The following is an 11185-nucleotide window of genomic DNA, read 5'->3' as shown; positions in this document are numbered from 1 at the left end:
CTTGGCCGCCTTGAAATCGGTCTTGCCCATCAGGATCGCGATCTTGCAGCGGGGATCGCCGACGCCGGACGACCACCATTTGCGGCCGTTGATGACGTAGTAATCACCGTCCTTCTCGATGCGGGTCTCGATGTTGGTGGCGTCCGACGAGGCCACCGCCGGTTCCGTCATCAGGAAGGCGGAGCGGATCTCGCCGTCCATCAGCGGGCGCAGCCATTTGCGCTTCTGCTCCTTGGTGCCGTAGCGGATGAAGACTTCCATGTTGCCGGTGTCGGGCGCCGAGCAGTTGAATACTTCCGAAGCCCAGGTGATGCGGCCCATCTCTTCCGACAGCAGCGCGTATTCGAGATTGGTCAGTCCCGCGCCGCGGAATTCGTCGTCCTCGTGCTCGGACGGCGGCATGAACATGTTCCACAGGCCTTCCGCCCTGGCCTTCTTCTTGAGGTCTTCCAGAATCGGAATCACCTTCCAGCGGTCGCCGCTCTTGTCCTGCTGGTCGTAGACCGGCACCGCCGGGCGCACGTGCTTGGTCATGAAAGACCGCACGCGGTCGAGCCATTCCTTCTGCTTGGGCGACAGATCGAAATCCATGGGACGCTCCTCGTTTTGCTTTTTGAACAATTTCTCTGGCGCCGAACTGTCCTGCCGCCGCGCGCCGCCCGCAAGCGCGAATGCGCGCGCGTTGCGGCCGTTCGGAACGGAATCGCGAGTTGCGAACGAGTCCCGATTGCGGATTGACAATTCCGACCTTCAAACGATAGTTTCATACAACTGTTTGAATTGCAACTCCCCTCATCCAGGGCACCCATGGCCAGCGATCATACGAGGTCTGCCATTCTCGCCGCCGCCGAACGGCTCTATGCCGATCGCGGCTTCGGCGACGTGACGCTGCGCGACATCGTCGCGGCGGCCAATGTGAATCTGGCCGCGGTGAACTATCATTTCGGCTCGAAGGATGAATTGATCGCGGAATTGTTCGTCTCGCGCTCGATCGCGACCAATCGCGAGCGCCTGCGCGAATTGAAGGCGGCGGAAGAACAGGGCGGCGGCTGCGCACCGATTGAGGTCATCTTGCGCGCGCTGGTCGGACCCACCCTGCGCGGCTGCCTCGGCCCCGAGAACCAGCGCTCGACCGCGGCGCGCTTCATGATCCGCGCCTCGATCGAGTCCGTGCCGCCGATTCGCCGCATCAAGAACCGCGAGATCGACCATTTGCGCAAATTTGCCGGCGCGATGCGCAGGTCCCTGCCCGACCGCAGCGAGGTCGATATCTATTGGGGCCTGAACTTCGCGCTCGCCATGGCGCACCACACCATCCGTGAGAGCGAGCGGCTGACGAAGCTGTCGGAGGGCAAATGCGACCTCGATAACGTCGAGGACGTGGTCGCGCGCGTCGTCCGCGTCGCGACGATGGCGCTGACGGCGGGCCGGAGCGAGACGAAGGCGCCGGCGCTGGCACGCAACGCGCGCTGATCAAACAGGCTCGCTCAGGGCCGATACGGCCTCACTTCCCGCTGCGGGAGACGTCGGAATTTCGTGTGCAGGGGGTTACGCCCGCTGCGGCATCTCCTCGGCCTCTTCCTTGGCCAGCAGCAGCAGCATCTCGATGCCCATCTCACCTTCTTGGGGCGAACGGATGAACTTGATCTCATCGGAACTTTGCCGCAGCGCGGCAATGATGGCGACGGCCTGATTGGCGGTGGCCGCCTCGGTCGCCAGAATACCCTTCTGGTTCTTGGCCTGGAACCCGATCGTGTAGGACATTCGTTTCCCTCCCGAGCTGAAGTGGGAAGATCGGATCAGAATCGGGCGCGAAGCGAAAGCCTGTGCGACTACGGATCGGGATTATCTGGGGATTGCGCACAAGCTTCACGCAAGCCGGCTCGCGCCGGCTTGCTCGATGCGAGTTTGCTCGCGGACAGAGCGAAGCGACCGCTAAATGATCCCGTGCTGCTTCAGCTCCTCGATCCTGCCTGCACCATAGCCGAGCTTGCCGGCGAGCACCTCCTCAGTATGCTCGCCCAAGAGCGGCGGCGCGCGATAGTCGTTGATCGGCGTCTCCGACAAAGTGAGCGCGTTGCGAACCAGCGACAGATCGGGCTCGAAGGGATGATTGACCTTCACCCGCATGCCGCGCGACTGGACGTGCGGATCGGAAAACACCTGCTCGAAATTGTTGATCGGCCCTGAGGGCACGCCGGCCTCCTCCAGCTTTTCCAGCCAATAGGCTACCGGCTTTTTCAGGAACAGGCCGGCGAAGATCGCCATGATCTCCTTGCCGTGCACGACGCGGTCGTTGTTCTTGATGAAGCGCGGATCGCTGGCGAGCTCGGACGCGCCGAGCACGGCGCAGGTGCGCTGGAACTGGCCGTCATTGCCGACCACCAGCATCAGCTCGCCATCGGTGCAGCGGAACACGCCGGCCGGCATGCCGCCATTGCCCCAGGTGCCGCGGCGCGGCGGGGTCTTGCCGTTGACGAGGTAGATCTGGAGCCAGTGCGACAGGGATGCGATGACGGTATCGAACAGGCAGACGTCGATGTGCTGTCCCGCCCCGCCATTGGCGTCACGGTGGTAGAGCGCGGAGAGAATCCCGATCGATGAATTCATGCCGGTCATGTAGTCGACGATGGAAGGACCGACCTTCATCGGGCCCTCGCCCGGCTCGCCATCGATATGGCCGGTGACGCTCATCAACCCGCCCATCGCCTGCAAAATCGCGTCGTAGCCGGCGCGCGGCGCGTATGGGCCGGTCTGGCCGAAGCCGGTCACCGAGCAATAGATGATGCCGGGATTGATCGCCTTGATCGATTCATAGTCGAGGCCGTAGCGCTTGAGATCGCCGACCTTGTAATTCTCCATGAAGACGTCGACGTCCTTGGCGAGCTCGCGGATGATCGCCTGCCCCTCGGGCTTGGCGATGTTGACGGTGACCGATTTCTTGTTGCGGTTGGCGCAGAGGTAGAACGAGTTGTTGTTGTTCGCCTTGCCCTCGGGATCGGTCAGGTAAGGCGGGCCGAAGGCGCGCGCGTCGTCGCCGGTGCCCGGCCGCTCGATCTTGATGACCTCCGCACCGAGGTCTCCCAGCATCTGCGCCGACAGCGGCCCCGCGAGCACGCGGGTAAGGTCAAGGATCTTGATGCCTGAAAGCGGCAAAGCCGACATGTCGATTTCCTCCGGGGAACTGGGATCTTGGCGCGGCGGCTCGAGAGCTCTGGCCGCGCACCCCGCGGATACACCATTTTCGGGCGTCGAGCACTGCACTGGCGGCATACGGCCATCCCCGCCCGGCAGCAGGATCGGCCTGATGTCGAATTCCGCGCCGCGAAGATTGTCTTAGGTCAGGGCTGCAGCAGCGGTTCGCGGCCGCCGCCGCCCGAGCAGGACCAGGATCAGCACGGTTGCGCAGGAGCAGACGAAGGTGAGACCGAGCGCAGCGCGGCTGCCAAACTCCGTGAGCAATCCGACGAGGAGCGGCGGCGAGATTGCGGAGGCGAGATTGAGCGGCAGCGCGATCATCGACATCGCCTTGGCGAACTCGGCCTGATCGTAGAACACCAGCGGGATGGTCGCGCGCGCCACCGCCATCGCGCCGCTGCCGGCGCCATAGAGCAGGATGAAGACCGCGACCGCCCAGGTCGTACCCTCGCTCATCATCAGGAGCAGCATCGCCACGGGCAATGCCGTGCCTGCGACGAGGCCGGTCGTGATGCCGTCCCATCGCCCGCCTCCAAGGAAGTCCAGTCCGCGCGCGCTGACCTGGATCACACCGAGCATCGAGCCAAAGGCAATGGCCTGTGCTGGCGCCAGCCCCTCCGCGCGGAGCAGCTCGATGAGAATGGCGGAAACGCCGAAATTGACGAAGGCATTGAGGGTGATCGCGGCAACGACGAGACGGAACGTGCTCCGCGCAATTGCAGGCTCTACAGGTTCGGCCGGCGCACCGCCATCGCTATCCGCGCCTCTCCGACGCGGAGCCGCGAACGCATAGAGCGGAAGCGAAACGAGGAGCGTCGTGGCTGCATAGACGAGGCATGTTCCACGCCAGCCGAGGTGACTGCTCAGGAACGAGGTGGCCGGCCAGAAGATGCTGTTGGACAGTCCCGTCACCAGCATGAGCGCGCCGATCGCGCTCTTGGCCTGCCTACCGGCGACCTCGTTCAGCATGATATAGGCGCCGGTCGACAAGGTCGCGCTGCCGGCGATGCCGAGCACGATCCAGGCCGTGAAATAGAGCATCGGCTCGCGCGCCAGCGACAGCAGCACGAAGCCCGGCGCGGTCACGACCGTGCCGATCATCATGATCGGCCGCGCGCCATGCCGCGCAAAGGACTTGGCGAGCCAGGGGGCGCACAGTCCCATCGCGACGTAAAGAACGGATGTCCCCGCGAATACCGCCGGCAGGCTCATGCCCAGATCGGCTGCAAGATCGCGCCCGACAATGGCGGGAAGCCCGATCGTGCCCCACCCGACCAGCTGCGTGATCTCGAGCACCAGCAGGACGCCGATTAGCCTGCTGTCAGACTTCAAGAACCGCATTCCCGATATCGCCTGCCCGCCGGGCGCGGATCGCGCCAGCAAGCCCGTTTTACCGGTAGACTCAGCTTGCGGGAATATCGGTTCCGAATGGCACCGCGGCGCCAGCCGCAGAGCACGCCCGTGTCAGGACGTGTGGCCCGGCGCGATATGCTTCGGCGTCTTCTTTTCGCGCTGCGGGGTCATTTTGGCGGGGTCTGGCGCATCCGGGACGCCGCGCGGGCCGAGCTGATCGCGCTGGATGTCGTCTTCGGACAGCGGCGGCTCGACGCCATTCTGCTCACGAGGCTTGGTCATCGTGGCCTCCTCTAGATGCTATTCCGCGGCCCCTAGACACCGAGCGCGGTCTCGCCTGCGTCACGGCCGGGCACGCTGACATGGACTTCATGTCCCTCACGAAGGGCCAAGGATGCCGCGGCAACCGCCGACTCGAATGCAGCTTCCTTGGTAGCGTATCGGCTCTTGACGTCCCCGTCGTGCAGCACGCCCCATTCGTCCTGCACCGGCACGACGGCGTATTGAGCAAGACCCATTGTCCAAACTCCCGGCTTTGCGTTCAGAGATCGTCTGCCCGATAACGCGCGGGCGCGCCTAACGTTGCGTCAGCTGCGGATGCGCCGCCGTCACCCGCCACACGGTGTTGCCGCTGTCGTCGGCGACCAGCAGCGCGCCGGTCTTGTCGATGGCAACGCCAACGGGGCGTCCACGCGCGTGATTGTCGCTGTTGAGGAAGCCGGTGACAACGTCCTGCGCCGGTCCGCTCGGCTTGCCGTCCGCAAAAGGCACGAACACGACCTTGTAGCCGTTCAGCACCTGCCGGTTCCAACTGCCGTGCTCCCCGACGAAAGCGCCGTTGCGATAGGCGGCCGGCAGGCTGGTGCCGGCGGAGAAAGCCATCCCCAGCGGGGCGACATGCGAGCTCAGGGCATAGTCCGGCACGATCGCCTTAGCGACGAGGTCCGGCCGCTCCGGCTTGACGCGGGGATCGACGTGCTGGCCCCAATAGCTGTAAGGCCAGCCGTAGAAGCCGCCGTCCCTGACGGACGTCATGTAGTCGGGCACGAGATCGGGACCGATCTCGTCGCGCTCGTTCACCACTGTCCACAATGCGCCGGTCTGTGGCTCGAAGCTGAGGCCGTTCGGATTGCGCAGGCCGCTTGCGAAGAGGCGCCAGCGGCCACTGGCACGATCGACCTCGAGGATGGCGGCGCGATTGTGCTCGGCCTCCATGCCGTTCTCGGTGATGTTGCTGTTGGAGCCGACGCCGGCATAGAGCTTTGAGCCGTCGGGGCTAGCGACCAGGCTCTTGGTCCAATGATGATTGATCGGCCCGCCTGGCAGCGGCGTCAGCACCGTGCCGGGTGCGGTGATCTTCGTGTCGCCCTCGGTGTAGGGATATTTCACGATCGCGTCGGTGTTGGCGACATAGAGATCGTTGCCAACCAGCGCGACGCCGAACGGCGAGTTGAGATGGTCGAGGAAGACGCTTTGGGTGTCAGGCACGCCGTCGCCATTGCTGTCGCGCAGGAGCGTGATGCGGTTACCCGGCCCGCTGTCGCCGCCGCCCGAGGTCGCCCAGGACTCGACATATCCCATCACGATTTCCTTGGGGCGCTTGATCGAGGCGCCCTTCGGCGCCTTGGACTCCACCACCAGCACGTCGCCATTGGGCAGCACATAGAGGGATCGCGGATGCTGCAACCCGGTTGCGAACGCCTTGGCCTGCAAGCCCTGCGCAACGGTCGGTGTCTCGTCCTTCTTCCAGCCGACGATGCGGGCGATGTGGACCGGCGGCAGCAGATATTGCTGGATATCCGGCAGCGTCGGATTGGGGCCGATTTGCGCCTTGGGATCGCCATTGCCGTCATTGCAGCCGGCCAGACACAGCAACGAAGAGCACAGCAGCGCGCGGGTGAGCTTTGCCATCATCGTGCAACTCCGACGCCGTGGCGATACACCATGGCCCAGCCGAGCCAGCCGGTGACGGGCAGGATCAGCACGGTAATCACCGAAAGAGCGAGCCCGGTGGGCCACACCGAGGTCCAGGCATCGCGCATGTGAATCATCGTATTGAAGATCGCAAGGATCAGCGCCACAGCGTTGCCGATCAGATGCGGCCACGCCGGCGGCTGCGCCCGCACCAGTCGGTTGCCGAGGAAATCAGTGAGGCCTGCAATGGCCGCGAGCACGCCGAAGATGACGCCGAAGAGCAGAAGCCAGGCGGAAAAATTCGCCCACATGACCTCGGCGCTCGCGACATAGGCGATGTCGGTCAGCAGCGCCCCGATGAAGCACGCGATCGGGATCGGCACCAGCATCGGATGAATGGGATGGCCCGCGATCTGCGCCGTGGAGCGCACACGCATGTCGTCTTGCACGGTCGGCCTCGTGTGACCTTCGCCCCGCCCGACCGGGAAACTCGTGCTTGCGGCGATGGTTCCTGAGCGGATTGATCGCCCGGGCGCGCCCACATATTCGGCGTCGCGCCGAGTGGGAAGTCTGCGGCCCGGCCCGGATCGTCGGTTCTAGCCAAAGCCGGCTTGCCCAAAACCGACGTTACTCAAGGTTAAATCAGCGGAGCTCCCTGCCGCAGATTCATGTGCCGGTTGACATCCTTGTAAAGCAGATAGCGAAACCGACCGGGGCCTCCTGCGTAGCACGCCTGCGGGCAGAAGGCGCGCAGCCACATATAGTCTCCGGCCTCGACTTCGACCCAGTCCCGATTAAGGCGGTACACGGCCTTGCCCTCGAGGACATACAATCCGTGCTCCATGACGTGCGTCTCTGCAAAGGGGATCGTCGCACCCGGCTCGAACGTGACGATATTGATGTGCATGTCATGCCGCATGTCGGCCGGATCGATGAAGCGCGTGGTCGCCCACCTTCCCTCAGTGCCCGGCATCGGTACCGGTTCAACCGAGTCTGCATGGGTCACAATCGCCTCGGGCTCCGCCAATCCGGGCACGCGCTGATACAGCTTGCGGATCCAGTGAAGCTGCGCCGGGCTGTGGCCCCGGTTGCGAATGCTCCAGGCGCAGCCGGGTGGCAGATAGGCGAAGCCGCCGGGCCTGAGCTCATGCTCCTCGTCCGCCAATTTGAGGAGCAACCTGCCGCCCACGACGAACAACGCGCCCTCGGCGTCTTTGTCGGGTTCGGGAACTTCGCTTCCTCCATCCCGCGCGATCTCCATAAGATAATGGGAGAACGTCTCCGCGAATCCGGAGAGCGGTCGCGCCAGCACCCAGACGCGCGTGTCCTCCCAGTGCGGCAGGTGGCTGACGACGATGTCGCGCTGCACGCCGTTGGGGATGACCGCGTAGGCGTTGGTAAAGACCGCCCGGCCACTTAGAAGATCCGTCTGGGGCGGAAGGCCCCCTTGCGGGATGTGATAGGTTTGCGATGACATCATCGAGCCTCGTGGACGTTACGGGGGGTCAGCTTGCGGCCGTCTTGGGATCGAGTTGCATCGTCTCGTCCAGCCAATATTCTTCGAGATTGTTACCACCCCCCTTTCGATCGACGACAAGGAACGAGCTTGCGTCCTTGACCACCAGAAGCGGGTGGTGCCAGCAGTTTCGGGCATAGTTCACGCCTTGGTTGCCATTGGCAGCGAACGCCCGATAACTCGAGGCTGTGTGTGGGTCGGTGCAAACGACGACCAGCCAGTTTCCTCCGTTCAGGGGCATGAATAGCTGGCTTCCAAGTGGATGGCGCTCCATCAAGCGAATTACGATCGGCGCGGGCCGCGCAGAGGCGACAAACCAGCTGAAGTTGATTTGTCCGCCGTCCGCACCGACATCGATATTGGCGAGGTCGTTGTAGCGCACGGCATATCCCTGGTTGATCGACAGGGGCGTTAACCCTTCCGTTTCGACGACCTCTCCGAACGGAGCGAAGGCTTGCCTCGTCAAGGGCTCGACCGAGAGTTTTGCCATATCAACCACATGCCTCTGCGTTCAAAGCGTCTGCAGGCCCGCGACGGGAGCGTTCGGGCCGGCCGGATCGATTTGCACGTTCTCGCTTGAAGGAACGATCTCACCATCGAGAATGCGATGCGCCTTCGCGCGATCGAGGTCCCCCTCCCACGAGGCGACGACCACCGTGGCAACGCAGTTTCCGACATAATTGCCGAGCGCGCGGGCGATTCCGATGAACCAGTCCACCGACAAGATCAGCACCAGTCCGATCGCCGGGATGGCCGGAATGGCTGCCAGCGTCGCCGCGAGGACGACAATGGCCGAGCCCGGGACGCCATGAGCTCCCTTGGAGGTGAGCAACGCGACGCCGAGGATCGCCAGGAGATCGCCCGTGGCGAGCGGTGTGTTCGTCGCCTGTGCAATGAAGACCGCCGCCAAGGTCAAGTAGATCGAGAAGGCATCCAGATTGAATGAGTACCCTGTCGGAATGACCAAACCGACCGTCGACCGCTTGATCCCGAGCTGTTCGAGCTTGCGCATGGTCTGCGGAAGCACGCTGTCGCCTGCGGCCGTGCCGAGAACGATCATCAGCTCTTCACGCAGATAGACCAGCAACTTGAACAGGCTGAAGCCCGAGAGCCGCATGATCGTTCCGAGCACGACGACCACGAAGAAGAACACCGCCAGATAGAACAGGGCAACAAGCCCCCCGAGCTGCTTCAGTGAACCGATGCCATATTTGCCGACAGTGAAGGCGATCGCACCGAAGACGCCGAGCGGGGCGAGCCGGACGACGAAGTTCATCATCTTGAAGATGATCTCGTTCACCCGCTCGACGAAATCGACGACTGGCCTCGCGCGCTCGCCGCACAACGACATGGCACAACCAAACATGATCGAGACGATCAGGACCTGCAGAACATCCCCGGAGCTGAAGGCTCCGACGATGGTCGACGGGATGAGCTTCATCAGGAATTCGGAGACGCCCCCGCCGGCGACCTGAGCGGCGGTCTGGCTGAACCCGCTAAGCGCCTTGGCGTCCAGCGTCCTTGGATCGATGTTCATTCCGGCGCCGGGCTGGAAATAGTAAGCAAGCGCGATGCCGAACACCAAGGCGATGGTGGTGACGATCTCGAAATAGAGAAGCGAGCGGATGCCCACCCTTCCAACCTTTGAAAGGTCGCCGGCCGCCGATATTCCCTGCACCACCACGCAAAACACGATGACGGGCACCAGCATCTTGATGAGTTTGATAAAGCCGTCGCCCAGCGGCTTCATCTGCAATGCAGTGTCCGGATAGGCCATGCCGAGAGCGATGCCGGCCGCGAGTGCAACGACCACTTGGAAGAAGAGTGACTTGAAAATCTTGGGCATGGCTTTCCTCGCTCCCTGGGCTTCCATTTGTCTGGCTTAATCGGCCTTTAGCCTTCGCCACTCTTAGCGTTGGCGGCGACGTGAAGTCGCCGCGGATGGAGCCGTTCGGTCGCGGCAGCACGCGCGAGGTCTCCATCGGTCATTCGTTGACCAGCCTCGCTGCCGAGTCCAATATATAGAACGACACGATTGATAGGGTTTCACTATGGATCTGCGCCAGCTCCGGTACTTCATCGCGGTGGCCGAAGAGCGCAGCTTCACCCTTGCCGCCCGACGGCTGAACCTCTCGCAGCCGCCGCTCAGCCAACATATCCAGGCGCTCGAGGCCGAACTCGGCACCCAGCTCCTCTACAGGACCAGCCGCAGGGTCGAGTTGACGCAGGCCGGCGAAGCCATGCTGGTGCGGGGGCGCGCGATCCTGCAGCAGGTCAAAGCCACGGAAGACGAGGTTCGGTCGATCGGCGCCGGCTTGGTCGGAACGCTGGATGTCGGGGCGACCGGCTCCATCCTGCGCGGTCGTCTCGCCGAGCTGCTCGCGGCCTATCGGAAGGTTGCGCCATTGGTCAAGATGACGGTGCATGAGCAGGCGCCGTCGCTGCAAATCGCCGCGCTCCTCAGCCGTGCCACCAACATCTGTCTCATTCGCGGTGTTCCCGCCGAGCGCGACCTGACCAGCAAGCTGGCGTGGCGCGAAGAGGTCGTTCTGGCCCTGCCCCGCAGCCATCGGCTGGCGCAACGCAGACGCATCGCCCTCGGCGATCTCGCCTCCGAGGATCACGTCGTCCTAGATCCGGACAGCTCCGATTTCGCCCGCTACGTGCAGAAGTGCTGTGTCGACGCCGGCTTTCTCCCAAAGGTTTCCCAGCAAGTCGTCGATGCCCAGTCGATCCCAAGTCTGATTGCCGCAGGTTTTGGTGTGGCACTCGTGCCGCAGTCGATTGAGCGGTTCACAACCACGGACATCGTATTCCGCCCGATCAGGCCCTCGCCGCCCACAGCCGACGTGTTTCTGGTGTTCAGGGCGGACGAGACGTCAATGGTGGTGCACAATTTCATCAGGCTCGCGCTTCGGTATCTCAACCAGCGAAGAGCCTGAGCCAGGCTCAGGTCATCGACCATGCCAGCAGGGGCGCGCCACTGCTCAGACCATTGCGATCGTTTTCACTGACCACGTGTGGCCGTCTTGCCGAAAGCACGGGACAAGCGCCGATCGTCGTCGATGAAGCGCGACGTGTCGGAATGAAACGTCCAAGCTGTTGTGAGCGGCCCGAGACATAGGTGACATTTCGTACCGGACAGACGGGTTACACTTTCCGCTTTTGTTCTGCGGGAGGTGTAGATGCCGTGGAAAGCGAGTT

Annotated in this window: 14 protein-coding genes; 2 read left to right on the top strand and 12 right to left on the bottom strand. The window is 63.4% G+C overall.

Translation table 11 applies throughout. The features are described 5' to 3' along the window. The coding region (locus tag IVA98_RS30795) for an acyl-CoA dehydrogenase family protein (protein ID WP_247356149.1) at window positions 1-591 on the bottom strand (591 nt) is incomplete at its 3' end. A 216-nt stretch (window positions 592-807) separates the two neighbouring features. On the opposite strand from IVA98_RS30795, the gene IVA98_RS30790 reads away from it, so the two are divergent. Beyond that, the gene (locus tag IVA98_RS30790; protein ID WP_247356148.1) at window positions 808-1473 is read left to right on the top strand and encodes a TetR/AcrR family transcriptional regulator; all 666 of its coding nucleotides are present in this window, start codon (window positions 808-810) and stop codon (window positions 1471-1473) included. Between the two features lie 75 nt (window positions 1474-1548). Here IVA98_RS30790 and IVA98_RS30785 read toward each other — a convergent pair whose 3' ends face one another. The 10 genes from IVA98_RS30785 to IVA98_RS30740 form a co-directional block, all read right to left on the bottom strand. Beyond that, a complete protein-coding gene (locus IVA98_RS30785) occupies window positions 1549-1764 on the bottom strand; it encodes a hypothetical protein (RefSeq protein WP_247298256.1) in 216 nt (71 codons plus the stop codon). A gap of 171 nt (window positions 1765-1935) precedes the next feature. Continuing rightward, window positions 1936-3165 carry a CaiB/BaiF CoA transferase family protein gene (locus IVA98_RS30780; protein ID WP_247356147.1) on the bottom strand — a complete coding sequence of 410 codons (1230 nt, stop codon included), beginning with the start codon at window positions 3163-3165 and terminating at the stop codon, window positions 1936-1938. Window positions 3166-3336: 171 nt separating this feature from the next. After that, on the bottom strand, window positions 3337-4539 hold the full coding sequence (locus tag IVA98_RS30775) for an MFS transporter (RefSeq protein WP_247356146.1): 1203 nt from the start codon (window positions 4537-4539) through the stop codon (window positions 3337-3339). A 123-nt stretch (window positions 4540-4662) separates the two neighbouring features. Further along, the gene (locus tag IVA98_RS30770; protein ID WP_247337570.1) at window positions 4663-4833 is read right to left on the bottom strand and encodes a hypothetical protein; all 171 of its coding nucleotides are present in this window, start codon (window positions 4831-4833) and stop codon (window positions 4663-4665) included. A gap of 32 nt (window positions 4834-4865) precedes the next feature. After that, a complete protein-coding gene (locus tag IVA98_RS30765) occupies window positions 4866-5069 on the bottom strand; it encodes a DUF2188 domain-containing protein (RefSeq protein WP_247337568.1) in 204 nt (67 codons plus the stop codon). A 58-nt stretch (window positions 5070-5127) separates the two neighbouring features. Further along, a complete protein-coding gene (locus tag IVA98_RS30760; protein WP_247337566.1) occupies window positions 5128-6465 on the bottom strand; it encodes a PQQ-dependent sugar dehydrogenase in 1338 nt (445 codons plus the stop codon). After that, window positions 6462-6914 carry a DUF2231 domain-containing protein gene (locus IVA98_RS30755; protein WP_247337564.1) on the bottom strand — a complete coding sequence of 151 codons (453 nt, stop codon included), beginning with the start codon at window positions 6912-6914 and terminating at the stop codon, window positions 6462-6464. Before IVA98_RS30755 ends, IVA98_RS30760 begins: the two co-directional genes overlap by 4 nt. A gap of 188 nt (window positions 6915-7102) precedes the next feature. Beyond that, a complete protein-coding gene (locus tag IVA98_RS30750) occupies window positions 7103-7942 on the bottom strand; it encodes a bifunctional allantoicase/(S)-ureidoglycine aminohydrolase (protein WP_247356150.1) in 840 nt (279 codons plus the stop codon). Window positions 7943-7970: 28 nt separating this feature from the next. Beyond that, the gene (locus IVA98_RS30745) at window positions 7971-8471 is read right to left on the bottom strand and encodes an ureidoglycolate lyase (RefSeq protein WP_247298217.1); all 501 of its coding nucleotides are present in this window, start codon (window positions 8469-8471) and stop codon (window positions 7971-7973) included. Between the two features lie 21 nt (window positions 8472-8492). Then, window positions 8493-9827 (bottom strand): C4-dicarboxylate transporter DctA, encoded by a 1335-nt coding sequence (locus IVA98_RS30740; RefSeq protein WP_247337562.1) that lies wholly within the window; start codon window positions 9825-9827, stop codon window positions 8493-8495. A 205-nt stretch (window positions 9828-10032) separates the two neighbouring features. On the opposite strand from IVA98_RS30740, the gene IVA98_RS30735 reads away from it, so the two are divergent. Next, entirely contained in the window at window positions 10033-10923 is an 891-nt protein-coding gene (locus tag IVA98_RS30735) for a LysR substrate-binding domain-containing protein (protein WP_247298215.1), read from the top strand. A 65-nt stretch (window positions 10924-10988) separates the two neighbouring features. Here IVA98_RS30735 and IVA98_RS30730 read toward each other — a convergent pair. Beyond that, the coding region (locus IVA98_RS30730; RefSeq protein WP_247337560.1) for a hypothetical protein at window positions 10989-11185 on the bottom strand (197 nt) is incomplete at its 5' end.

Origin of the sequence: Bradyrhizobium sp. 160, assembly GCF_023073735.1 — a bacterium.
In the GTDB taxonomy this organism is placed as follows: domain Bacteria; phylum Pseudomonadota; class Alphaproteobacteria; order Rhizobiales; family Xanthobacteraceae; genus Bradyrhizobium.
The sequence above is the reverse complement of the archived record's forward strand: the minus strand, read 5'-3'. Positions and strand labels throughout refer to the sequence as shown.

Coding starts and splice junctions, on each gene's coding strand:
- IVA98_RS30790 (WP_247356148.1), top strand. CDS start 808: ATGGCCAGCGATCATACGAGGTCTGCCATTCTCGCCGCCGCCGAACGG.
- IVA98_RS30740 (WP_247337562.1), bottom strand. CDS start 9,827: ATGCCCAAGATTTTCAAGTCACTCTTCTTCCAAGTGGTCGTTGCACTC.
- IVA98_RS30735 (WP_247298215.1), top strand. CDS start 10,033: ATGGATCTGCGCCAGCTCCGGTACTTCATCGCGGTGGCCGAAGAGCGC.
- IVA98_RS30780 (WP_247356147.1), bottom strand. CDS start 3,165: ATGTCGGCTTTGCCGCTTTCAGGCATCAAGATCCTTGACCTTACCCGC.
- IVA98_RS30745 (WP_247298217.1), bottom strand. CDS start 8,471: ATGGCAAAACTCTCGGTCGAGCCCTTGACGAGGCAAGCCTTCGCTCCG.
- IVA98_RS30760 (WP_247337566.1), bottom strand. CDS start 6,465: ATGATGGCAAAGCTCACCCGCGCGCTGCTGTGCTCTTCGTTGCTGTGT.
- IVA98_RS30750 (WP_247356150.1), bottom strand. CDS start 7,942: ATGTCATCGCAAACCTATCACATCCCGCAAGGGGGCCTTCCGCCCCAG.
- IVA98_RS30775 (WP_247356146.1), bottom strand. CDS start 4,539: ATGCGGTTCTTGAAGTCTGACAGCAGGCTAATCGGCGTCCTGCTGGTG.
- IVA98_RS30785 (WP_247298256.1), bottom strand. CDS start 1,764: ATGTCCTACACGATCGGGTTCCAGGCCAAGAACCAGAAGGGTATTCTG.
- IVA98_RS30765 (WP_247337568.1), bottom strand. CDS start 5,069: ATGGGTCTTGCTCAATACGCCGTCGTGCCGGTGCAGGACGAATGGGGC.
- IVA98_RS30770 (WP_247337570.1), bottom strand. CDS start 4,833: ATGACCAAGCCTCGTGAGCAGAATGGCGTCGAGCCGCCGCTGTCCGAA.